The sequence below is a fragment of the Halococcus sediminicola genome (assembly GCF_000755245.1).
In the GTDB taxonomy this organism is placed as follows: domain Archaea; phylum Halobacteriota; class Halobacteria; order Halobacteriales; family Halococcaceae; genus Halococcus; species Halococcus sediminicola.
Map to the genome: position 1 here is coordinate 305012 of NZ_BBMP01000022.1, position 21142 is coordinate 326153.

At 65.9% G+C, this 21142-nt stretch carries 23 protein-coding genes and 1 tRNA gene; 18 read left to right on the forward strand and 6 right to left on the reverse strand.

The genetic code is table 11. From position 1 onward, the window contains the following. Positions 1-32: 32 nt before the first annotated feature. From pepF to ACP97_RS10705, 4 genes are all read left to right on the forward strand, one after another. Positions 33-1823, forward strand: a complete 1791-nt coding sequence (gene pepF, locus ACP97_RS10690; RefSeq protein WP_049997802.1) for an oligoendopeptidase F — start codon at positions 33-35, stop codon at positions 1821-1823. Positions 1824-1876: 53 nt separating this feature from the next. Then, the gene (gene pan2 / locus ACP97_RS10695; protein WP_049997803.1) at positions 1877-3094 is read left to right on the forward strand and encodes a proteasome-activating nucleotidase Pan2; all 1218 of its coding nucleotides are present in this window, start codon (positions 1877-1879) and stop codon (positions 3092-3094) included. A gap of 39 nt (positions 3095-3133) precedes the next feature. After that, positions 3134-3601 (forward strand): pyruvoyl-dependent arginine decarboxylase, encoded by a 468-nt coding sequence (locus tag ACP97_RS10700; protein WP_049997804.1) that lies wholly within the window; start codon positions 3134-3136, stop codon positions 3599-3601. A 93-nt stretch (positions 3602-3694) separates the two neighbouring features. After that, positions 3695-4057, forward strand: coding sequence for a DUF5811 family protein (locus ACP97_RS10705; RefSeq protein ID WP_394297704.1), 363 nt, complete (start codon positions 3695-3697; stop codon positions 4055-4057). A 96-nt stretch (positions 4058-4153) separates the two neighbouring features. Here the strand turns inward: ACP97_RS10705 and ACP97_RS10710 are convergent, their stop codons facing one another. From ACP97_RS10710 to ACP97_RS10720, 3 genes are all read right to left on the reverse strand, one after another. After that, positions 4154-4396, reverse strand: a complete 243-nt coding sequence (locus tag ACP97_RS10710; RefSeq protein WP_049997805.1) for a hypothetical protein — start codon at positions 4394-4396, stop codon at positions 4154-4156. Between the two features lie 58 nt (positions 4397-4454). Then, complete coding sequence (gene infB, locus ACP97_RS10715) at positions 4455-6272, reverse strand: translation initiation factor IF-2 (RefSeq protein ID WP_049997806.1); 1818 nt, start codon at positions 6270-6272, stop codon at positions 4455-4457. Positions 6273-6351: 79 nt separating this feature from the next. Beyond that, positions 6352-6960: an NUDIX hydrolase gene (locus ACP97_RS10720; RefSeq protein ID WP_049997807.1), complete on the reverse strand. Its 609-nt coding sequence runs from the start codon at positions 6958-6960 to the stop codon at positions 6352-6354. Positions 6961-7070: 110 nt separating this feature from the next. On the opposite strand from ACP97_RS10720, the gene ACP97_RS10725 reads away from it, so the two are divergent. Both ACP97_RS10725 and ACP97_RS10730 read left to right on the forward strand, forming a co-directional pair. Then, positions 7071-7313, forward strand: a complete 243-nt coding sequence (locus ACP97_RS10725; RefSeq protein ID WP_049997808.1) for a PRC-barrel domain-containing protein — start codon at positions 7071-7073, stop codon at positions 7311-7313. Then, entirely contained in the window at positions 7313-7771 is a 459-nt protein-coding gene (locus ACP97_RS10730) for an NOB1 family endonuclease (RefSeq protein WP_049997809.1), read from the forward strand. The genes ACP97_RS10725 and ACP97_RS10730 overlap by 1 nt, the downstream gene beginning before the upstream one ends. Here ACP97_RS10730 and ACP97_RS10735 read toward each other — a convergent pair whose 3' ends face one another. Beyond that, complete coding sequence (locus ACP97_RS10735; protein ID WP_049997810.1) at positions 7772-8563, reverse strand: type II CAAX endopeptidase family protein; 792 nt, start codon at positions 8561-8563, stop codon at positions 7772-7774. Positions 8564-8615: 52 nt separating this feature from the next. Then, on the reverse strand, positions 8616-9899 hold the full coding sequence (locus ACP97_RS10740) for a hypothetical protein (protein WP_049997811.1): 1284 nt from the start codon (positions 9897-9899) through the stop codon (positions 8616-8618). 74 nt (positions 9900-9973) lie between these two features. Between ACP97_RS10740 and ACP97_RS10745 the strand changes: the two genes are divergently transcribed. The 12 genes from ACP97_RS10745 to ACP97_RS10800 all read left to right on the forward strand — a co-directional run bounded on the left by ACP97_RS10745 (position 9974) and on the right by ACP97_RS10800 (position 20420). Then, positions 9974-10525 carry a hypothetical protein gene (locus ACP97_RS10745; protein ID WP_049997812.1) on the forward strand — a complete coding sequence of 184 codons (552 nt, stop codon included), beginning with the start codon at positions 9974-9976 and terminating at the stop codon, positions 10523-10525. 42 nt (positions 10526-10567) lie between these two features. Continuing rightward, a complete protein-coding gene (locus ACP97_RS10750; RefSeq protein ID WP_154019995.1) occupies positions 10568-11041 on the forward strand; it encodes a DUF5812 family protein in 474 nt (157 codons plus the stop codon). Between the two features lie 58 nt (positions 11042-11099). Further along, on the forward strand, positions 11100-13100 hold the full coding sequence (locus ACP97_RS10755) for a PPC domain-containing protein (protein WP_049997814.1): 2001 nt from the start codon (positions 11100-11102) through the stop codon (positions 13098-13100). A 70-nt stretch (positions 13101-13170) separates the two neighbouring features. Continuing rightward, entirely contained in the window at positions 13171-14742 is a 1572-nt protein-coding gene (locus ACP97_RS10760) for a PGF-CTERM sorting domain-containing protein (protein WP_237561149.1), read from the forward strand. 50 nt (positions 14743-14792) lie between these two features. Then, positions 14793-15656 (forward strand): protein translocase subunit SecF, encoded by an 864-nt coding sequence (gene secF / locus ACP97_RS10765; protein ID WP_049997816.1) that lies wholly within the window; start codon positions 14793-14795, stop codon positions 15654-15656. Beyond that, positions 15653-17266, forward strand: coding sequence for a preprotein translocase subunit SecD (locus tag ACP97_RS10770; RefSeq protein ID WP_049997817.1), 1614 nt, complete (start codon positions 15653-15655; stop codon positions 17264-17266). Before secF ends, ACP97_RS10770 begins: the two co-directional genes overlap by 4 nt. 77 nt (positions 17267-17343) lie before the next feature. Continuing rightward, positions 17344-18408, forward strand: coding sequence for an anthranilate phosphoribosyltransferase (locus ACP97_RS10775; protein WP_049997818.1), 1065 nt, complete (start codon positions 17344-17346; stop codon positions 18406-18408). 38 nt (positions 18409-18446) lie between these two features. Further along, a complete protein-coding gene (locus ACP97_RS10780) occupies positions 18447-18947 on the forward strand; it encodes a peptidylprolyl isomerase (protein WP_049997819.1) in 501 nt (166 codons plus the stop codon). A gap of 39 nt (positions 18948-18986) precedes the next feature. Then, positions 18987-19322 carry a ferredoxin gene (locus ACP97_RS10785; RefSeq protein WP_049997820.1) on the forward strand — a complete coding sequence of 112 codons (336 nt, stop codon included), beginning with the start codon at positions 18987-18989 and terminating at the stop codon, positions 19320-19322. A gap of 40 nt (positions 19323-19362) precedes the next feature. Continuing rightward, a tRNA-Leu gene (locus ACP97_RS10790) sits at positions 19363-19447 on the forward strand. Between the two features lie 73 nt (positions 19448-19520). Beyond that, positions 19521-19901: a DUF7522 family protein gene (locus ACP97_RS10795; RefSeq protein ID WP_202593597.1), complete on the forward strand. Its 381-nt coding sequence runs from the start codon at positions 19521-19523 to the stop codon at positions 19899-19901. A gap of 36 nt (positions 19902-19937) precedes the next feature. Continuing rightward, positions 19938-20420 carry a DUF5813 family protein gene (locus ACP97_RS10800; RefSeq protein ID WP_049997822.1) on the forward strand — a complete coding sequence of 161 codons (483 nt, stop codon included), beginning with the start codon at positions 19938-19940 and terminating at the stop codon, positions 20418-20420. Here the strand turns inward: ACP97_RS10800 and ACP97_RS10805 are convergent. Beyond that, entirely contained in the window at positions 20417-21085 is a 669-nt protein-coding gene (locus ACP97_RS10805) for a potassium channel family protein (protein ID WP_049997823.1), read from the reverse strand. The genes ACP97_RS10800 and ACP97_RS10805 overlap by 4 nt on opposite strands. Positions 21086-21142: the final 57 nt, after the last annotated feature.

Below are 21142 nucleotides of genomic sequence, written 5' to 3' on the forward strand. Positions count from 1 at the left end.
AGTTTACACCGCTCGACCGCCCGGTTTCGTCCATGAGTTCGGTTCCCGAACGCAGCGACATCGACACCGAGTACACGTGGGACCTGTCGAACCTCTACGCCACCGACGAGGACTGGGAGGCGGCCTACGAGGCCGTCGAGGAGGGTATCGCGGACCTCGAAGCCTACGAGGGACGGGCGACCGCGGACGGTGAGACCCTGCTCGAAACGCTCGAAACGCGCGAGGAGCTGTTCAGGAAGCTCTCGAACGTGGTCTCGTACGCGCGGATGCGCCGCGACGAGGACACCACCGACCAGCAGTATCAGGCGCTCACAGCGCGCTCACAGTCGCTGGCGGCCGACGCATCGAGCGCGGCGAGCTTCATCGACCCCGCGCTCCAAGAGTGCACGCGCGAGGAGTTGGACGCGATGACCGAGGAGGAGCCGGCGCTCGAAACCTACGACCACTACTTCGACGACGTGTTACGGATGAAACCGCACACCCGGTCGGCGGAGATCGAGGCGCTGCTCGCCGACCTCGGCGAGGTGACGGGCGCGGCCAGCGAGGTCTACGGGATGCTCACGAACGCCGACATGGAGTTCCCGACCGTCGAGGATCCGGACGGGGAAGCCGTCGAGATCTCGCTGAGCAACTTCACGAAGCTCCAGAAACGGCCCGACCGCGCCTTCCGACGGGAAGTCTACGAACAGTTCTACGACGAGTGGGAGGAGGTACGCAACGCGGTCGGGGCGGCCCACCGCAACAGCGTCAAGGCCGACGTGAAGCTCGCCGACGCTAGAGACTACGACACCGCACGCGAGGCCGGCCTCGACGGCGCGAACATTCCCGTGGAAGTGTACGATACGCTGGTCGACACCGTGCGGGGGAACCTCGACGTCCTCAATCGCCACGCCGACCTCAAGCGCGAGCGCCTCGGCGTGGAGGAGTTGCGGATGTGGGACCTCTACATGCCGATGGTCGATTCCGAGAGTCCCGACGTGTCCTACGAGGATGCCAAAGAGCACGTCACGGCGGCGGTCGCGCCGCTGGGTGAGGAGTACCAAGAACAGCTCGCCGAGGGACTCGATTCACGGTGGGTCGACGTCTACGAGAACCGGGGCAAACAGTCAGGGGCCTATTCGGGCGGAACCTACGACTCGCAGCCGTACATCCTGATGAACTACCAGGACGACATCGCCTCGATGTACACGCTCGCCCACGAACTCGGCCATTCCCTGCATTCGGAGCTGGCGAGCGAGGCCCAGCCCTACGTCTACGGCGACTACGAGATCTTCGTCGCCGAGATCGCTTCGACGGTGAACGAAGCGCTACTGACCCAGCACCTGCTCGACACCGTGGAAGACGAGTCCTTCCGCCGCCACGTCCTGAACGAGTATCTCGAACGGTTCCGCGCGACGCTCGTCCGCCAGACGATGTTCGCCGAGTTCGAGATGGAGACCCACGACCTCGCCGAGGAAGGCGAGGCGCTCACGCCCGACCGCCTCGACGACATCTATGGCGGTCTCAAATCTGATTATTACCGAGATGCGGCGGTCGACGACCGCATCGCCCGCGAGTGGATGCGAATCCCCCACTTCTATCGGCCGTTTTACGTCTATCAGTACGCGACCGGCATCTCGGCGGCGGTCGCACTCGCCGAGCGCATCCGCGCCGAGGGCGAGGACGCCGCGAAGCCCTATCGGGAGTTCCTCGCGTCGGGGTCGCACGGTTATCCAATCGAACTACTCCGCGAGGCGGGCGTCGACATGACCGACGCGGGGCCGATCGAGGCGGCCTTCGGGGCCTACGACGACGCCCTGACCGAGTTCGACGAGCTGGCATAAAGACCCCGAACCCAAAACCACTTTTAACGCAGGGACGTTATGAGGCACAACGAATGTCCCACAGTCCCTCCCTCCCCGACCGCCCACGACTGGACCTCGACCCGGAACTGAGCGACGACGAACGACTGAACGCGCTCGCCGAACACTTCGAGAGCGTCTCGGACGTGCACGACGAACTCGCCGAACGCCTCGACGAGGCCGAGACCGAGCGCGAGGAGCTATCGGACGAAACCGAGAAACTCCAGCGCGAGAACGAGGCGCTCAAGACCTCCTCGTTGTACGTCGCCACCGTCGAGGAACTCACCGACGAGGGGGCCATCGTCAGACAGCACGGCAACAACCAGGAAGTCCTCACGGAGGTTTCGCCGGCGCTCGCGGAGGACCTCGACAGCGGCGACCGCGTCGCGGTCAACGACTCGTTCGGCATCCAGCGCCCGCTCGACAGCGAGACCGACGTGCGCGCACAGGCGATGCAGGTGGAGAACCGCCCGGCGGTGAGTTACGCCGACATCGGCGGCATCGACGACCAGATTCGGGAAGTCAGGGAAGCCGTCGAGATGCCGCTACTCGACCCCGAACGGTTCGACACCGTCGGCATCGAACCGCCAACCGGCGTACTCCTCCACGGACCACCGGGCACGGGGAAGACGATGCTCGCCAAGGCCGTCGCCAACGAGACCGACGCGACGTTCATCAAGATGGCCGGCTCCGAGTTGGTTCGCAAGTTCATCGGCGAGGGCGCACGCCTCGTCCGCGACCTCTTCGAACTGGCCAGCGAGCACGAACCCGCCGTCATCTTCATCGACGAAATCGACGCCGTCGCCTCCGAGCGCACCGACTCGAAGACCTCCGGCGACGCCGAGGTCCAGCGGACGATGATGCAGCTCCTCTCGGAGATGGACGGGTTCGAAGAGCGCGGCGACATCTCGATCATCGCCGCGACGAACCGTTTCGACATGCTCGACCGAGCCATCCTCCGTCCCGGCCGGTTCGACCGGCTCATCGAGGTGCCCAAACCCGGCCCGGAGGGCCGCGAGAGGATCTTCGCCATCCACACGCGCGGGATGAACCTCGCCGAGGACGTCGACTTCGAGACGCTGGCGGAACTGGCCGACGAGTACAGCGGCGCGGAGATCGAGAGTCTCACGACCGAAGCGGGCATGTTCGCCGTCCGCGACGAACGCACCGAAGTCGGGATGAGTGACTTCGAGGACGCCTTCGCGAAGATCACCGAGGACGACACCGCCGCCGACCCGGTCGCCTTCCTCTGAAATCACAACGTTCACCGCCCGGTCGTCCCCGTTTCCACTATGCAGATTCGAATCGTCACTGGCACCGGTACCGGCCCGACGGCGATCGCGGCCTACGACGCCGCGCTCGCCGCCGCCGGCGTCCACAACTACAACATTACCACTGTGTCGTCGGTGATCCCCGACGACAGCACGCTGGAGGTGTGCGACAGCGCCCCGGATCTCGGACCGGTCGGCGAGCGCCTCACCGTCGTCGAGGCGCGCGCCACGAGCGGGGACAGCGAGGACGCGGCCGCCGGTCTCGGCTGGACAGTAACTGAGGAGGATCGTGGACTCTTCTACGAAGCCACGGGAACCGACCCCGAGACCGTCCGCGAGCGCGTGGCGGCGGGACTCGACTCCGGGCGTGCGCTCCGCGAGTGGACGTTTACCGACGAGCGGATCGTGACCTCGGCCGTGGAGGGTGGCGACGAGCCGTTCGCGACGGCGCTCGCGCTCGGCATCTACGGCGACAGCGAGCCGATATAGCGCGACCACTCGCCCGAAGCCGGCGCGCGTGCCGTCGACTGACGCGAACGGGAGGTTTTTCAGTGTGTCGGCCCTATGGCTGCTGTTCTTCTCATGAACGATAGCACACCGATGGGACCGAACGTCGACGCTGGCGACGCCGACATCTCGGTCGAACAGCGCCGGGCACTCCAGACCGGTCTCGACACCGTTGCCGCCCGCACTCGTGAGTACCTCCCCGACGAGTACGTCGTCGGCGCGCAGATAATCGCCGGGACGGACGGCCCGCAGGGCACGATCGCGGTCCAACCACCCGTGGGCGCGGCCGTCAGCGCCGGCTTCACACCGGATTTCGAGGATCTGAGCGAGGGTATCGCCGAAGAAGACAGAACCGAAGTCGCCAGACAGCTCGCCGCCAGCGCTGCGTTGCAGGTGAAGCAGGCAGTCTCGGACGCCATCGTCCCCGTCGCCCGGTAATCGTCGTCAGACGAGTTCAACGAGCACCACACCTTCGATTCGATTCCGTCCATCCGCTGCGGATGGTGATCGACGAAACACCGCTAGCCGGCAGTATCAGACGCAGCCGTTCGGCGGGTCGTAAAAGAGCGCGTAGCCGAGCGTCCCAAGTGCCGGCAGCGTGCCGATGGCGAGCGCCACAGAGACCGAAAGCGCCGAGAGTACGCCCGCCGCCCACCCCGCAAACAGCAGTACGGGAAGGACGATGAGCACGCAGTCGGCCGGCGCGACCGTCGGCCGGCGCTCGTGGACGGTTTCGACGACCGAATCCTCCGGATCGGACTGGCGTGAGCGGTTCATCGTGTCCCGAACGACGGCCGCCGGGTAATTAAATATTATTACTGCGCTGCGCGCGGCGCTATTTGCCCCAGAACGGGTCGCGCTGGCGCTGTTTGTCGAGGTAGACGTACAAGGCTTCGAGTTCGTCGGCCGGGATGTCGTCTTCGAGTTCCTGTTCGAGCACCTTGGCGTGCTTTTCGGGGATCTCCGACCAGAGTTCGTCACCTTCCTCGATCTGTCTCCCGACCGTCGGCCCGTCGATGGCGACGCTGACGCGCTCTCCCGCGCGGGCCTGCTCGACGTCCTCGCTCTGCTCTTGGATGCCCTTGACCTGCCCGCGGCGCTCGGGTTCGTTGCCCTCGAAATCCACGACGGTCGCGTTGCGTTTCAGCGTGCCCGTCATGACCTCGACGCCGACCACCGCGGGGTCGTTCTGGCGGAAGGTGTGGTCGGGCAGCAGGCGAAAGCGGGCCGGTCGGGAGATGTTTTCGAGGATGGTGTCCTGCTGGCTGCGCTCGCGCTCTTCGATGAACTCCTCGTACTCCTCGACCAGCCGATAGATGACGTCGCTCTCGAAGATGCGGACGTCACTCTCGTCGGCCTGTCGCTCGGCGTTGTCGAGCACATCGACTGAAAAGGCCAATACTGTTTCGTGGCGCTCCTCGTCGGCGGTGCTCGCCACCGTGACGTCCCGCGGCGCGACGTCGCCGACCTCGGCGCGGACGACGGGGATTTCGGCCTCTTCGAGCGTGTTCGCGACCGCCTCCAGACTCCCCAGCGTGTCGGCCTTGACCACGACGCCCTCCTCCTCGGTCGTGACGCCGATGGCCGCGAGTTCCTCGCGGACTTCCTGGACGACCTCCTCGCGCGAGCGGTCGCGCACGACGCGGACCGGTGCGCCGGCCATCGCGCTGTCCAGATCGGGCGCGGCGATCTTGAGGCCCGCCGCCGCGCTCACCGCGTCGACCTGCTCGAACCGCTTTTCGGTGCGGATCTCGGCGAGCGGGCGCGGCTGGAGCAGCGCGCGCACGTCGGTCACGATCGGGTCGCCCGTGCTCCCCACGACGACCGTGTCGTCGGCGCGGACGGTTCCATCGTAGAGCACCACGTCGATGGCAGTGCCGAATCCCTTCTGTTCTTTGACTTCGAGGACCGTGCCCGCGCCCGGTCCCTCGCTGTCGATGGCCATCGCGTCCTTGAGATAGCGCTGTGAGAGACCCATGAGCACGGTCAAGACGTCGGGGATCCCCTCGCCGGTCTCGGCGCTCGTGGGGACGACGCCGACGTTGTTGGCGAAGTTCTGGACGCGCCAGTACATATCGGCGGAGAAGTCGTGGTTGGAGAGTTCGCCGATGAGTTCGTACAGTCGTTCGTCGAGCATCTCGCGCGCGCGGTCCGATTGGGCGTCGTAACTCTCCTGAATCGGGGCGTTGTCCTGTGGATTCCAGCCCGGAACGGTGTCGATCTTGTTCGCCGCTACGACGAACGGTGTTTCAGTACGCCGAAGGATATCGATGGCCTCGATGGTCTGGGGTTGGAAGCCGTCGTTCACGTCGACGACGAGCACGGCGATGTCGGCGAGCGCACCTCCACGAGAGCGTAGCGTCGAAAAGGAGTGGTGACCCGGTGTGTCGATGAACAGCAGTCCGGGAAGGTCGAAATCGGTCGGATCGACGAGGCTGCCCGCGAGTTCTGAGACGGTTTCCAAGGGGACGGCGGTCGCGCCGATGTGTTGGGTGATCGCCCCCGCCTCGCCCTCTGTAACTGTGGAGCCGCGAATCCGGTCCAGTAAGGTCGTCTTCCCGTGGTCGACGTGACCGAGCACGGCGACGATGGGTGTCCGAAGCGTTGCTACTGCGTCGCCGTCCGTCTCCGCGTCAGTATGTGTCTCCGACATGGCATTCACCCGAGAAAGTCGTTACTCGTTCGAGTCGGTCACAGCAGTTAAGCGCGTCGTCACGTCCGCGCCGACGGTGCTATCGGGGATTTCGCTCTCGGTCGTCCGCCGGGTGCGAGGCGAGATGGCCGTGTTTTTGCTCGTAGTTTCGCAGTTCGGCCGGGAGTTCGTCGGGACTGAACCACGCGAGGTCAGTGATCTCGCCGTGTCGTTCGATTTCGGATTCGGCGAGTTCATCGCCGCCGACGGGACGGGCGGTGAACCCGACGACCGGAATCGGCAACCGATCGGGAGCGTCGAGCGAGAGTTCCATTAGTTGTGCGAACAGCACGTCCGTGATTTCACACGCGATGCCGGTTTCTTCCTGTGTTTCGCGGCGGGCCGTTTCGGCGGGCGTCTCACCCGCCTCACCAGCGCCGCCGGGCGTCTCCCACTCGTCGCGCGCCGGACTGTAGACACAGAGCAATCGACCCTCGGCGTCGACCACGCTCGCCCCGGCCGCGTAGGGATAGAAACGGTCGTGAAACGCCTCGGCGCTCGGCGGGAACGACCCCTCCTCGAACAGCGGCTCGACGGGAAGCGCATCGAGGCGCGGAACGGTTCCCCACCGCCGTTCGACAGCGGCGAGCACGCACTCTGCGTGCTGGAGGGTCGCTTCTCGCACCGCAGCGCGCTCCGTATCGTTCATGCGGACGGGCCACACGCCAGCACGAAAACGGTACCGCCGGTGCGCCGCGGCGGTATTTTCGTCTCGCGCCCTCCGTGGTGTTTATAATGGGCGGCCACGGTAGGGCGGGTATGCCGGACGTACTCGCACGGAAGCTCATCGACAAGGCCGTCATCGGCTCCGATGGAACTGAACTGGGCACGCTCTCGACGCTGACGATGGATCCCGGAACTGGAGAATTGGGCGACCTGCTCATCACGCCGCGCAGCGAGACCGCCGAACAGGTCGATCTGGAGCGCGACGACGATGGACGGTATGCCGTCGCCATCGGCCGCGTGCAGGCGGTCAAAGACCACATCGTCGTCGACCGCTGATGGAGATCCTCGACGCCTCGGCGTTCATCAACGAGTACGACGCCGGCGACGACGTTGCGACCGTGCCCGCCGTCGGCGACGAACTCGACGGCGAGAGTTCCTATCGCTACGACGCCCTCGAAGGGAGCGGTATGTACATTCACGTACCCGAAGAGGCCGTCGTCGGGCGCATCGAACGCGCCGCGAGCGAGAGCGGCGACAAGGAGGAACTCTCCGAAACCGACATCGAACTGCTCGCGGCGGCCTTCGAACTCGATGCGAGACTGGTGACCGACGACTACGCGATGCAGAACGTCGCCGAACGCCTCGACATTCATGTCGAGTTCATCGCCCGCGAGGGCATCGCCGAACAGCGCGACTGGGACTTCCAGTGTCAGGGTTGTGGCCGGGTCTTCGACGAGAACAAGGAGCGCTGCCCGATCTGTGGCAGCGACCTCACCAGAAAGAATCCCTCGTAGTCACGGCGAGAGAAGTCCCAAACCGCTCGTCTCGACGAGGTACAGTTGAGCGAACAGGACGGCGTTGTACGCGCCGTGGACCAGAATCGGAATCAGAAGGTTATCTGTGTACTCGTAGAGCGCACCGAGGACCAGTCCGAGAACGAACGTCGAGACGACGTAGCCCCAGACGCCACCCACGCCGCTGGCGGCGACGATGGCCGTGACGTGCGCGAGACCGAAGAGCGCGCTCGACCCGACGACCGCGCCCACCGGCGAGAACACCCGCCGGAGCACGCCCTGGACGCCGCCGCGAAACAGCGTCTCCTCGCCCGGGCCGGTGGCGAGAAAGGAGAGCACGACGAGATACAGCGCGAGCGTCGGGTCCGAACGGACGGCATCGACGACACGATTCGTGCCGGGTGTGAGACCGAACTGCTGGAGGGCGAGACCGACCGCCTGCGAGGCGACGAGGAGAACGACGAAGCCACCGACCACCCAGCCGACGTCCCGGAGGGTGCGACGGGGTTGCGACAGCGAGGGCCATCGGATATCGAGTAGCCGGAGATGGTCGCCGTAGCGCATGTAGCCGAGGACGACGAGCACGAACGCGATACCTTGGACGAGCGTCGAGAGCGCGTAGCCGGCGGCGCTTTCGAGCGACAGGTCGGTGGCCGAAAAGAGCACGACGAGCGGGAGCGAGAGCAGGTTCGAGGCGAGAAAGCCGCCGGCGGCGAGACCGAGCGCGACCGAGAGCACGAGCAGATAGTCGCGCCAGTCGCGCCCGCCGGCATCGACGTGTTCGGCTGCCATTGCGTGCAGGCGTTCGTCGCCGGTTCGGCATACGTCCTCCGCTTTTGGCGCATTACTCGACGACGAGACTGGTCTTTGCCGCGACGGATTCGCTCTCCTCGTTGCCCTCGCCGATCAGCCCCCGGGCCGCGCGCTTGCCCCACTCGACGGCGGGCTGGGTGAACGTCTCGATGCCGTACAACTCGCCCGCGAGCACGCAGGCGGTCTCCATCGTGTGGAGCAACTCACCGATACCCTCCTCATCTACTCTGTCGAGTTCGATCCGAACCGAGGGGCGGCCCGCTTCGGCGAGGCTCGCCTCGGTGGCTTCGAACTCGGCGTCCAGCAGTTCGCCGAGTCCCGTGTCGCCAAGATACGCGAGGTTTGCGTGGTCGGTCTCGGGAACTCGACGGTCAGCGCGCTCGCGCGGGCGGACGAGCGTGACGAGCGTGTTTCGCGGCCCGGCACGGTAGCGCTGGAGCTGTGAGTGCTGGTCGGTCGCGCCGAGCGCTCTGGTTGGGAGCTGTCCCAGCCCGTCCTTACCGAGGCTCTCGGACCACAACTGTGCGAACCACTCGGCGAACGATTCGAGCGATTCGGCGTAGGGCATCATCGCGTTGACCGCCGCCCCGCGCACGTCAAGCGCGTACGCCACGGTTCCATAGGCGTAGGCCGGCGTCTCGAACAGCGACGGCGAGAGGTCCGCCGCACGCTTTCCACCGTCCAAGATCGCCCCGATGTCGTGGCCGCGGATGGCAGCCGGGGCGAGACCCACGACGGAGAGCGCGGAAAATCGGCCTGGAACACCATCAGGAACCGAGAGCGCGGGCAGGTCGTGGCGGTCGGCCAACTCGCGCAGCGGGCCGGAGTCACCCGTTATCGTCACCGTGCGGTCGGTCCAGTCGACGCCCGCCTCGGTGAACGCCTCACGAACCACCAGGAAGTTCGCCAGCGTCTCCGCGGTGGTGCCCGACCGCGAGACGACCGTCACGGCGGTCTCCGCGAGCGGGAGCAAGGAGAGCACTTCCGAGACGTGCTCGGGATCGACGTTGTCGAGCGTCAAAATCCGGGAATCGCCGAGCGCCTCGGCGATGGTGGCCGCACCGAGCGCGCTCCCGCCGATGCCGACGACGAGAACGTATGCCGCGTCGTTCAGGGGGGCGATCGTGTCGGTGATCTCGTCGGGGTCGGTCGTTTCGGGGAGGCTCAGCGCGGCGTAGCCGAATTCGTCGCTCCGTCGTCCGTCCTCGATGCGCTCGTGGGCGCGCGCCACTCGCTCGTCGAGGCGGTCGAGGGCGTCGCGCGAGACACCCGGGGACGCCTCGGCGGCGAGCGCGTTGCCGATGTCGATTCGCATACCACCCCTGACGGGGCCGCCCCCAAATCGTTGCCGACCGCGGCGTTTAATCGCCCACCGCCCCCAGAACCGGTATGGCCGAGGCGAGCGTCGAGGAATCGGGTGGGGCGAGCGAAAAGGACGGGGAAGCCTATTCGGGGCTGTTCGGCGCGATCCCGTACGCGTTCGGGTCGAGCCGGTCGTGGCTGTTCAAAGCGTACGTCGTCGTCGGAGGACTCGCGGCGCTGCTCGTGGCGATTCTGATTGCGCTCTCGCTCGTCACGCTCGTCTCCCGGACGGCGAGTGCCGGTGGCGGGTCGCTGACGCTCTCGCGGGCGTTTTTCGTACTCGTCGGGCTGTTCGTCGTCGGGCCGCTGCTCGCGCCGGTCCTGTTCGTCGCGCGCCGTCACCGGCGCGTCGGCGACGAGAAGGGATACGACACGGGTCTCGCGCTCGCGGGCTATCTGTTCTTCGCCGCGCTCTACGTGGGACTGGTGATCACCATTCCGACGGGCCAACAGGAGTCGGTCGGTGGCGCGCTCGCGGGCGTGGTCGAGTTCCTCTATTCGCTCCCCCAAATCTGGGGACTGGTCCCTCCGGCGCTCGCCGCCGTCGGTATCTACCTGACTCACCGATTGCTGCGCTGAGCGGCTCCGAACTGAAAGAGCCAATCGTGCCGCGCTCGAAGAGTGGATATGGAAAAGCAGAGCACGTTTCTGGTCACCCACGCCGACGACGAATCGGCGGTCCTGCACGACACGGCCGACGAACAGGTCCACACGCTCGCCGAAAACTCCGGTCTCGACGCGGGCGACGCCGTGGAGGGAACGATCGCGCCCGCCGGACCGATGGAGCTCGCGTGGGAGCTGGTCGAAACGAATGCACAGCGCTCGCTCTCGGCAGCATACAGCGAGGAGCCGCCGACGAGTCAGGAGCGAGAGCTGGCGCAATCGCAGGAGGACGGTGAGTTGACGACCCGCGAACGCGCTGGCATCGGTGAAATTCACGTGCTCACGGTACCCGAAGAGCGCGTCGCGGAGGCCGTCGAGGACGTGCTCGACGACGAGGCGACGCTGGTGCGTGCGGCCCGGCTCGGGGTGAACCGGGTCGAGGTCCGGTCGGACCCGGAGGGGGGAATCGTGGCGGTTCGGTATCTGCCGTGAGCCGGTGAGTGTGCCACAACAGAAAACTTATTCCACGATGCACGGAACCCGGAGAGAGATGAATTGGCGACTCGTCGTGTCGTGGCTGCTCGTCGTGGCGGTCTGTCTGGTCGCAGTGGGCGCACTTTCTGCGACGGCCGCAGCGCAGTACGACCCGGTCAACGAGACCGAACCAAACGATGACCGGGAGGGAGCGATGAAGATAGAAAAACGACAGTTCATCGAAGGAAGTACGAACCAGTCGGACGACGACTGGTTCGCGTTCGATGCACGAGCTGACCACGCCATCAGGGTGACTGGCGGCATGGGGATAACATCCGCGAATCTCGCGCTGTACGGCCCGAACGGCGAGCAGCTCGGCAGCGGCAGCACCGGCGGAACAGAGGACACCGCCACCATCGGCGTCACAGCACCCACCGACGGAACGTACTACGTCCGGGCCAGCGGAGGCCAAGAGTACGAAACGCTATACAACTTCGCGGTCGCAACCACGGCTCCGGACGGATTCGAGCCGAACGACGACCGGAAGCAGGCGACGTCCCTCGAATCGGATACAACGGTCCCGGGGACGATCAGCAACACAACCAACACCCGTGACGAGGACTGGTTCGCGGTTGATGCAGATGCGGGCGAGAACATCTTTGCGACAGTCGGTTTGGACGATACTGGCGCTGAGTTCGGGCAGAACGTCCGTGTGGGCATCTACGATTCCAGCGGAAATCGGGTCGGCGAATTCGGCAGCTCCTCCACCACGATAGACGGTATCGACGTGCGAGGAAATACGACCGAGCAGTTCTCGTCATCGGCCGGCGCTGGCGACCGATACGCAGTTACTGAACCCGGAACGTACTACGTCCGTGTCTCCTCCGACGGAACCCGGCTCACCGGCTTCACCGGGTACAACCTCACGGTCAACGTGGGCGAAGGTCGGTTAGGGAGAGCACCGATTCCCTCGGAGAACGAACTCCAGCAAGCGGCCGAGGAGCTTGCTCCGAACGCACAACAGGGGCGCGAACCGAACGGTGAAGTGGCGGACGCAACACGGATCGCCCGTCCCACCGTCAGGAGCGTGGCCACCCTGAACGACACCGATTACTTCACACTCGACGTCGAAGAGGGAGAAAGGATTTCGCTTGAAGCGACCCTCGCAGACGGAGAGAGCTACGGTGCGCTGTCGGTGGACCTGCGCACGCCCGACGGAGACACGATAATCAGCGGAAGCACAGTCGATCCCGGCACGTCCGCCACTATCTTCGACGGAACTGCCGAGCAGAGCGGGAACTATCTGGTCACGGTGCGCCCGACCCGGGGGGTCGGTCCCTACGGATTGGCACGGCCCAACGCATACGCGCTGAACGTCGAGCCGATTCCCGAGCGTACGCCGAACGATGCCAGCAGCCTTGTCATCGTCGGCGGCAGCCCCGAAAACAAGGTCACCTACCGGGTCGCCTATGAGGGCAGCATCGAGCGCAGCGGCGAGAGCCACGGCGCGCCGATCGAGGATCGTCACGTGACCGTCGATAGGGACGTCGACGAGATCGGCGACGGCAGGATCGACGGCCGGCTCGGCGGTGGCGGCGACGCCTACCTCGTCGATGGCGAAATCACCGGTCTCGAACTCGACGGCGACGCCGAAATCTATCTAAACGGCGAGAAGGTCGATCCTGCCTCGCTCGGCAGCGTTTCGGATCAAGCAACGTCATCACCAGCGCCGACCGCCACGTCAACGCCGACAGCGACACCGTCACCGACGCCAACCGCAACACCGACCTCCACGCCATCGCCAACGACCACAACCGCTACGCCCACCGATGGGTCAAGCACCGCACCCTTGCCGACGGGAACACAAACAGTGACCCGAACCGTGACGCCGACGGCAGCGGAGCCGACGACCGGAACTGGAACCGACGCGACGACGCCGACGGACCGTGACGGGCGGATCGTCGGCGGAGCGACGACCGAGGGCGAGACAACCTCGTCGAGCGGTCCGGGCTTCGGCCTCGTGAGCGGACTCGTTGTGATCGTCGCTGTCGCCGTCTTCGCCGTGCGTCGGCGGTAATCGGACCAAGGCGTCGCCGACGAATGCACCAGAAAGCCTATCACACGCTGCGATGAACGACTCCGAAATCATGGGACGGATCACGAACGCGAAGCGGTTCGCGGTCCTCGTGGCGGGGCTCGTGGTCGTGTCGAGTCTGCTCGCTCCAGCGGTAATGGCACAGTCCGGGGTTCAGGATGAGCGTGAACCGAACGACACGCGGGAGAGCGCGACACCGATCGAGAAGGGCCAGTTCGTCGAAGGCACGGTGAACGCCACCGACGAGGACTGGCTCGCCTTCGACGCCGAGGCCGGCCACGCCATCCGAGTGACGGGTGGCGTCGGGGCGGAGTATCCGGCACTCACGCTGTACGGGCCGGACGGCGATGAGCTCGGCAGCGGGACGGCCGGCGGGACGGCGAATATGGTCGAGGTCGGCACGACGGCCCCCGAGACGGGAACGTACTACCTCCAGATCAGCTACGAGGACGAGTACGAGGCACGATACGGCGTCGCGGTTGCGACCGGAACGGCAGACAGGTTCGAGGCGAACGATGACCGCGGGAACGCGGTAGCGATCGAACCCGGTAGCTCACACGATGCGACGCTCCTTGCGGGCGAAGACGACTGGTTCGCGGTCGAGGCGGACGTGGGCGAGAACGTCACCGCCAGCGCCGAACTGACGAACACCGGTGGTGAAGTCTCCCAGAACATTCGGACGGAACTCTACAGTCCGGATGGCGACCGAGTCGGCGAGGTCGGGGCGAACGTGGGTATGGAAAGCGGTCCATCGAACCGGACCTATGGACCAGAGATCGGATACAAGCCGATTGCGAGCCAACATCACGTCGCCAGTGAGTCCGGCACGTACTACGTCCGCGTCAGCCCAGCCGAATCCGGGAGCGTCGCCGGCTTCGTCGGCTACCAACTGTCCGTCGGGACGGCCGGTGGCTCCGACGACGAATCATCGAACGACGCCAGATCGCTCGTCATCATCGGCGGCAGTCCTGAGAACAAGGTTTCCTACGAAGTCGGCTTCGAGGGGAGCGCCGAGCGCAGCGGCGAGAGCCACGGCGCGCCGATCGAGGATCGTCACGTGACCGTCGATAGGGACGTCGACGAGATCGGCGACGGCAGGATCGACGGCCGGCTCGGCGGTGGCGGCGACGCCTACCTCGTCGATGGCGAAATCACCGGTCTCGAACTCGACGGCGACGCCGAAATCTATCTAAACGGCGAGCGAGTCGCCCCGGCGCGGTTCGGGAGCGTCGCCGACGAAGAAACGGCGACACCAACGCCGACGGCGACCGTGACGCCGACAGCGACCGCCACACCGACGCCAACCCCGACCGAAACGGCGACACCTACCCCCACGCCAACACCGACGGCGACCGTGACGCCAACCGCTACCGCGACACCCACACCGACCGAAACCGCGACGCCGACTGCAACGGCAGCCTCGACTGCAACGCCGACCGCCACCGCAGCGGCGACGTCGGCCACGACCGAAGTGGAAACGACGAACACGTCGGGAGAGGGACGGATACTCGGCGGAACCGACACTGCCACCGAAACGTCGAGTTCGAGCGGCCCCGGATTCGGCGTCACGGTCGCGGTGGGCGCGCTGCTGGCGGTCATGCTGGTGGCAGCGCGGCGGCGTTGAGCGAGGGCGACATACAAACGTTTATTCAACGGCTGTCCGGACCGCACGGCATGGCCGCGCTCGACGTACCGGCAGTCGATTACACCGACTACACCGACCGTCAACTCGCCGCGATCCCGCTGGCGGTGCTCGTCCTCGCGCTCGCCGTGCTCGGCGGCTGGTTTCTCGTGACCGGCGCGCCGGTGACGCCCGGCATCGAGTTCACCGGCGGCACCGAACTCCAACTCACCGCACAGGTTCCTCAAGGGGAGGTCGGCGACGCCTTCGCCACCGAACCCGAATCGATCACGCCGACCAGCGGGGAGAACACCTACATCGTCACGTTCCAGTCGACGGACACCGACGCGCTCGCCGCCGACGCGCGGGCGGCCGGCTACAACGTCCAATCCGTGCAGTCAACGTCCGCGAGCTTCGGGTCTGATACCCAGCAGCTCGGGCTAGTGGGACTGCTCGCGGCGTTCGTCGGGATGGCGCTGCTCGTGTTCGTGCTCTTTCGCACGTTCGTTCCCTCGATCGCGGTCATCCTATCGGCGTTTTCGGACATCGTGGTGCCGCTCGCGCTGATGAATCTGTTCGGGATCGAACTCTCCTTGGGCACCGTCGCAGCCCTCCTGATGCTCATCGGCTACAGCGTCGACTCCGACATCCTGCTCAACAACCACGTGCTCAAGCGCCGTGGCGACTTCTACGAGAGTACCTATCGCGCGCGGCGCACGGGGGTGACGATGACGCTCACCTCGATGTCGGCGATGGCGGTAATGGCGATCGTCGCCTCGAAGTACGTCTTCAACATCCCCCTCCTCTCGCAGGTCGGGGTCGTGCTCGTGATGGGGCTAGCGGTCGATCTGATGAACACCTACCTGCTGAACGTGAGCCTGCTTCGCTGGTACAAGTTCGAGGGGGTCGCGCGATGATACGGGACAACTGGCGCATCATTCTCTTGGTGGTGTTCGTCCTCGCGGCCGGAATCGCACTGTTCGCGCCCGGTCTCGGTGGCGGCGCGGCGGCGAACGCCACGGGCGCGAACGCCACGAGCGGCCCGACGAATCTTCAATATGGATTGGATCTCTCGGGCGGGACGCAGATCCGCGCGCCGCTGTCGGGACTCACCGCCGAGAACGTCGACGTCGGTCCCCGGGCGGAGGGGAACCTCACCCGACAGGTGGCGAGCGAACTGAACGTCTCGGCGACCGACGTCCAGGTGCGAACCGGCAACGGCAGCGCCACCGTCGAGGTGTACTCGGAGAACGTCTCGCGGGGTGCGTTCGCTGGCGCGCTCCAGTCGTCAGGCTACGACGTCCAGCAGAGCGACGTCCGCGACGGCCTGACCGACCAGACCTACGACACCGCCGTCGAGGTGTTGAGCAACAAGATCAGCGAATCCGGCCTCTCCGGCGGCACCGTCCAGACCGTCTCGGCGGGCGGGGACCGCTACGTACAGATCGAGATCCCCAATCAGAACCGCTCGGAGGTCAGGGAGCTCGTCGCGGACCAAGGCCGAGTGAAGACGGTCGCGTACTTCTCGGTCGCGGGGAATCGGACACCGGGCTACTGCGAGGGACCGGTCGGGGCGAACGGGAGCGCCAACGCGAGCGGGGACGGCCCGAGCACCTGTAACGTGACCGTGCTGCCGAGCCAGCAGTCGTTTCAGGACGTTCGACCGGTCCAGCAGGACCAACGGACCGGTCAGCCGATCGTTCCGGTGACGCTCACCGAGGCGGCCGCCGGACCGTTCACGCAGAAGATGCAGCGCTTCGGCTTCGACGACCCGGCGAACTCGACGTGTGGCTACGGGCAGGGCGGTGGCGGTCACTGTCTGCTGACCGTGCGTGACGGCGAGGTGGTCTACTCGGCGAGCGTCCAGCCCGGTCTCGCCCGGCAGTTCGCCAGCGGCGAGTTCACCGACGACCCCGCCTACCAGACATCGGCACAGAACGTCTCCGAGGCTCAGAGTCTACAGGTCGACCTGCAGGCCGGTGCGCTGCCCGCGCCGCTCGACCTCCAGGAGGGAACGAGCCAGTACATCCTGCCGAGTGTTGCTCAGCGGTTCAAGAGTCTCTCGCTGGTCACGGGACTCGTGGCGGTGCTCGCTGTCAGCGTGTCGATCTTCGTCAGGTATCGTGAGCCACGGGTGGCGGTGCCGATGCTGTTGACGGGACTCGCCGAGGTGTTCATCCTGCTCGGCTTCGCGTCCACCATCGGGCTGGCGCTCGATCTCTCGCACATCGCGGGGTTCATCGCCGTCATCGGGACGGGAGTCGACGACCTGGTGATCATCGCCGACGAGATCCTCCAGAGCGACGTGAGTACCGGCAAAGTGTTCCAGAGTCGGTTCCGGCGGGCGTTCTGGGTCATCGGCGCGGCCGCCGCGACCACCATCATCGCGATGAGCCCGCTCGCGCTGCTCTCGCTTGGCGATCTCCGCGGGTTCGCCATCATCACCATCGTCGGCGTGCTCATTGGCGTGCTGATCACACGCCCGGCCTACGGCAACGTGCTCCGACGGCTGCTTACCGACAACTGAGACGGCGCGGGATCGAATCGGCCATTGACGACGCCAGCGAGCGGGAGCCTTTTGCGCCGGCCGCCTCAAACAGGATTATGGCTCAAGCATCCGAACAGTACGGCGAGTGGCCGCTCAAGCGGCTGATGACCGAGGTCGTCGGCTCGGGACACAAATCCGCCGACGACATGACGCGCGCGCAGGCGACCGAAGCCTTCGAGCGCATCCTGGATGGCGAACCCGATCATACGACGCTGGGGGCGTTCTGGCTCGCCAATCGCTGGAAGCGCAACACGCCCGAGGAACTGGCGGCGTACATCGACGTGATGGCCGACCAATCGGTGAAATTCGCCACGCCCGACTGCGACCCCGTCGACTGCGGGGCGAACTACGACGGGAAAGGTCGCTCGGCGATACTCGGCGTCGGAGCCGGCATCGTCGCCGCGGCGGCCGGCACTCCTGTCGTGACCCACTCCGGCGATCGCGTCCCCACCCAGAAGCAGGACGCCTACAAACACGTCCTCGACGAGTTGGATATCGAAACCGACCTCGCACCCGCCGAGAGCGCCGACATGATCGACGAGACCGGCTTTGGCTTTTACTACCAGCCGAACTTCAATCCCGGCGTCGCCGATCTCGAAGCACGCCGGGACATGATGGGCGTGCGGACGTTCGTCAACACCATCGAGACGCTCGCCAACCCCGCCGACGCCGAGGTCCACCTGGGAAGTTTCTACCATCTGCCCTATGCGAAGCGCATCATCGACACGTTCGCGGCGAGCGAGCGCTACGACATCCCCCGCGTGGTGATGTTCCAGGGGATGGAGGGCTACGACGACATCCGGCCCGGTTCGACGACGGTCGCCGTGGGTGAAGGCGGCGAACTCGACGATTTCGAGATCAGGACCGACGAGTACGGCATGAACTTCGCCGAGGAGGACCTGGAAGTCGACGACGTGGCGACGGAGTCGGCGGCGATCACTGAAGCCGTGCTCGCGGGCGATCGAGAAGACCGCTTCGCCGACGCCATCGCGCTCAACGGCGCGTTCCGCATCTACGCCCGCGAGGACTGCGACTCGCTCGACGAGGGGATCGCGATGGCGCGCGAGGCCATCGCCGACGGTAGCGCCGAAGCGGTCCTGGACGGCCTTCGTGCGTTCTGAGCCGGCAGGGTTTTCCATCGGGCCGCCGACGTGCGGGTATGACAGACGCGACGCTGCACACCAACCGCGGCGACATCGAGGTCGAACTGTACGACGAGCGCGCGCCGCGGACAGTTGAAAACTTCGTCGGGCTGGCGACCGGCGAGCAGGAGTGGGAGGACGGCGGTGAGACGGTCGAAAAACCGCTCTACGACGACGTAGCCTTCCACCGCATCATCGAGGGGTTCATGATCCAGGGCGGCGACCCCGACGAGAGCGGTCGCGGCGGCCCGGGCTACACCTTCGACGACGAGTTCCACGACGACCTGCGCCACGACTCCAAAGGTACTCTCTCGATGGCCAATTCGGGCCCCGACACGAACGGCTCGCAGTTCTTCATCACGCTCGACGCCCAGCCCCATCTCGACGGTCGCCACGCGGTGTTCGGCGACGTCACGGACGGGATGGATGTCGTCGAGGAGATCGGCTCCGTACCGACCGACGGAAACGACCAGCCCCAAGAGGAGGTCGTTCTGGAGTCGGTCGAGATCCACGAGTAGAACCGACAGACGAAACCGCGGGGGGATTCTCGTACGACTATGCCCGACGACCCCGTCGATCCGAGCACCATCGGCGAGCGCGACGCCCCACCCATATCGGAGAAACCCTACAAGATCGTCTTCGAGGCGAACAAGTGTATCGCGGCGGGCAAATGCGCCGAGGTCTCCGCAAACTGGTCGATGAGCATCACCTCGGGGATCGCCCAACCTGCATCGTATTTCATCACCGAAGAGGAACTCGACGACAACGTCCGGGCGGCCGAAGTCTGCCCGGCGAAGAAGGACCGGGGCGTGATCCACGTCGTCGACCGCCGGACGAACGAGGAGATCGCCCCCGATCCCGCGGGCGACGGCACGCTCTCGGTCGACTGGTGAATCGAAACGGGTTTTCGCGCGCGGGCGAACGCTGAACTGCGCGAGGGTGGCCGAGTCTGGCCAAAGGCGGCGGGCTTAAGACCCGCTCTCTCAGGAGTTCGTGCGTTCAAATCGCATCCCTCGCACTCTCTGCCCTTTCCATGTCCATCGCCCGCACCGGCGACGGGTTTATCATGGTTCCGCATGAGCACTCACGTGATGGACTCGGATCTGCTCGTCGACGGTATCGCCGACCAGCTCGTGACGGCTGCCCGGACCGCGACCGGCGACCGCCTCCGGTCGGTGACCTACTTCACCCGGACCGACTACGACCAGCTCTACCTCCGCGGCGACCTCGAACGGGATGCGGACGTGATGGACTTCATCGGCCACGAGTGGCACGACTTCAAGAACACCAGAGATGCCTACCGAAGCTCGGAACTCGGCGGCTATCGCCACACCATTCGCGTCTTCGAGAACGGCCATCTCCTGCGCATCACGACCGACCGCGACGGCGTGTTCGTCACCACCGACGGACTGACGATGAGTGACTTCGAGGCCGTGACCAGCGCCGTCCTCTCGGTTCTCGACGAGCGCTGACGACGCGCTTTTGCCCGCGAGCGCCCGAACGCAGCCATGACCGACGACGCGTTCGCGACTCACGACGCCTACGAATCGAGTGAGGGAGAGTACGCGCTCACGACCACGCCGTTCGACGGCCGCGTCGCCGTCGATGGCGACGAGTATCGAGTGACGGTGACGATGCCGACGCTCGACGCCGCCGCCGAGGAGCCGGTCGAGGACGTCCTCGAGAATGGGTGGTTCGAGACGCTCTCGCTCCGCCTCGAAGACGCCGAGGGCGCGACGCGCGGGGATATCGATGTTCCCGACCCGACCGTCAAGCAGGTGGGCGAGGAGGTGCGCGTCGAGTGGGTGCTCGTACGGGCTGACGGGACGCGGGCAGCCGAGGCGGCGAAGGCGCTCATCGAGTATGCCGAGGGAACGTACGTCGAGGGCATCGTTCCGGGCTATTCGTACCACTCGCCCGTCGCCGACCTCATCGCGAGTGCTCGGACGGAGGGCGACGGCGAGGGCGAGCGCGGCCCGATGCCCCTTTAGATGGTGCCGACGACGATGCGCCGCACGTCGCCGAGCACGTCGAAATCCGCGAGCGCGACCAGTCGGTCGCCGCGTTCGAGCGAATCGTCCTCGCGTGGCAGGTCGACCGCCTCGCCCTCCTTACCGAAGGCGAGTAGCTGTGCGCCGCCGGGCAGTTCGAGTTCGCTCAGGCTGTAGCCACGCATCGGCGAGGACTCGGTGACGGTGAACTCGACGAGTTGGAGGTGCTGGGCGATATCGGCGATGGCGCGGGTCGAGCCGCCGACGAGGGCGTTCTTCGCGCCGATCGCGCCGAGGCGTTCTGGATAGACCACCTCGTCGACCTCGGTGGCGTACTTCCGGTAGATCTCCTGATAGTAGTCGTCGTCGGCGCGCATCACGGTGCGACAGTCGTGTGCCTTGGCGACCATGCAGGCGACGAAGTTCGTCGTGAGGTCGCCGGTGAGCGCGCCGAGGGCGTCCGCCTCGGCGACGCCCGCCTCCAACAGGTCCTCCTCCCGACTGCCGTCGCCCTCAATGACGTCGACGATTTCGAGGCGCTCGCTCCAGAGCCGTTCCAACTGCGCGGGGTCGCTGTCGACGACGGTCGCCTCGTGGCCCTCCTCGGCGAGCACGCGCGCGGTCCGCAGTCCGACCCGACCGGCACCGACGATAACGAATCGCATACCCCCTCTACACCGGCGGCCACAATAACGTTACTCACGGCGACCGGGCGGTGAACG

What these genes read in the sequence shown, in the direction of transcription:
- pan2 (WP_049997803.1), top strand. Translation starts at nt 1,877, where the DNA reads ATGTCCCACAGTCCCTCCCTCCCCGACCGCCCACGACTGGACCTCGAC.
- ACP97_RS10730 (WP_049997809.1), top strand. Translation starts at nt 7,313, where the DNA reads ATGGAGATCCTCGACGCCTCGGCGTTCATCAACGAGTACGACGCCGGC.
- ACP97_RS10785 (WP_049997820.1), top strand. Translation starts at nt 18,987, where the DNA reads ATGCCCGACGACCCCGTCGATCCGAGCACCATCGGCGAGCGCGACGCC.
- ACP97_RS10735 (WP_049997810.1), bottom strand. Translation starts at nt 8,563, where the DNA reads ATGGCAGCCGAACACGTCGATGCCGGCGGGCGCGACTGGCGCGACTAT.
- ACP97_RS10780 (WP_049997819.1), top strand. Translation starts at nt 18,447, where the DNA reads ATGACAGACGCGACGCTGCACACCAACCGCGGCGACATCGAGGTCGAA.
- ACP97_RS10745 (WP_049997812.1), top strand. Translation starts at nt 9,974, where the DNA reads ATGGCCGAGGCGAGCGTCGAGGAATCGGGTGGGGCGAGCGAAAAGGAC.
- ACP97_RS10720 (WP_049997807.1), bottom strand. Translation starts at nt 6,960, where the DNA reads ATGAACGATACGGAGCGCGCTGCGGTGCGAGAAGCGACCCTCCAGCAC.
- ACP97_RS10775 (WP_049997818.1), top strand. Translation starts at nt 17,344, where the DNA reads ATGGCTCAAGCATCCGAACAGTACGGCGAGTGGCCGCTCAAGCGGCTG.
- ACP97_RS10725 (WP_049997808.1), top strand. Translation starts at nt 7,071, where the DNA reads ATGCCGGACGTACTCGCACGGAAGCTCATCGACAAGGCCGTCATCGGC.
- secF (WP_049997816.1), top strand. Translation starts at nt 14,793, where the DNA reads ATGGCCGCGCTCGACGTACCGGCAGTCGATTACACCGACTACACCGAC.
- ACP97_RS10755 (WP_049997814.1), top strand. Translation starts at nt 11,100, where the DNA reads ATGAATTGGCGACTCGTCGTGTCGTGGCTGCTCGTCGTGGCGGTCTGT.
- pepF (WP_049997802.1), top strand. Translation starts at nt 33, where the DNA reads ATGAGTTCGGTTCCCGAACGCAGCGACATCGACACCGAGTACACGTGG.
- ACP97_RS10770 (WP_049997817.1), top strand. Translation starts at nt 15,653, where the DNA reads ATGATACGGGACAACTGGCGCATCATTCTCTTGGTGGTGTTCGTCCTC.
- ACP97_RS10805 (WP_049997823.1), bottom strand. Translation starts at nt 21,085, where the DNA reads ATGCGATTCGTTATCGTCGGTGCCGGTCGGGTCGGACTGCGGACCGCG.
- ACP97_RS10710 (WP_049997805.1), bottom strand. Translation starts at nt 4,396, where the DNA reads ATGAACCGCTCACGCCAGTCCGATCCGGAGGATTCGGTCGTCGAAACC.
- ACP97_RS10740 (WP_049997811.1), bottom strand. Translation starts at nt 9,899, where the DNA reads ATGCGAATCGACATCGGCAACGCGCTCGCCGCCGAGGCGTCCCCGGGT.
- ACP97_RS10705 (WP_394297704.1), top strand. Translation starts at nt 3,695, where the DNA reads ATGAACGATAGCACACCGATGGGACCGAACGTCGACGCTGGCGACGCC.
- ACP97_RS10795 (WP_202593597.1), top strand. Translation starts at nt 19,521, where the DNA reads ATGGACTCGGATCTGCTCGTCGACGGTATCGCCGACCAGCTCGTGACG.
- ACP97_RS10700 (WP_049997804.1), top strand. Translation starts at nt 3,134, where the DNA reads ATGCAGATTCGAATCGTCACTGGCACCGGTACCGGCCCGACGGCGATC.
- infB (WP_049997806.1), bottom strand. Translation starts at nt 6,272, where the DNA reads ATGTCGGAGACACATACTGACGCGGAGACGGACGGCGACGCAGTAGCA.
- ACP97_RS10760 (WP_237561149.1), top strand. Translation starts at nt 13,171, where the DNA reads ATGGGACGGATCACGAACGCGAAGCGGTTCGCGGTCCTCGTGGCGGGG.
- ACP97_RS10800 (WP_049997822.1), top strand. Translation starts at nt 19,938, where the DNA reads ATGACCGACGACGCGTTCGCGACTCACGACGCCTACGAATCGAGTGAG.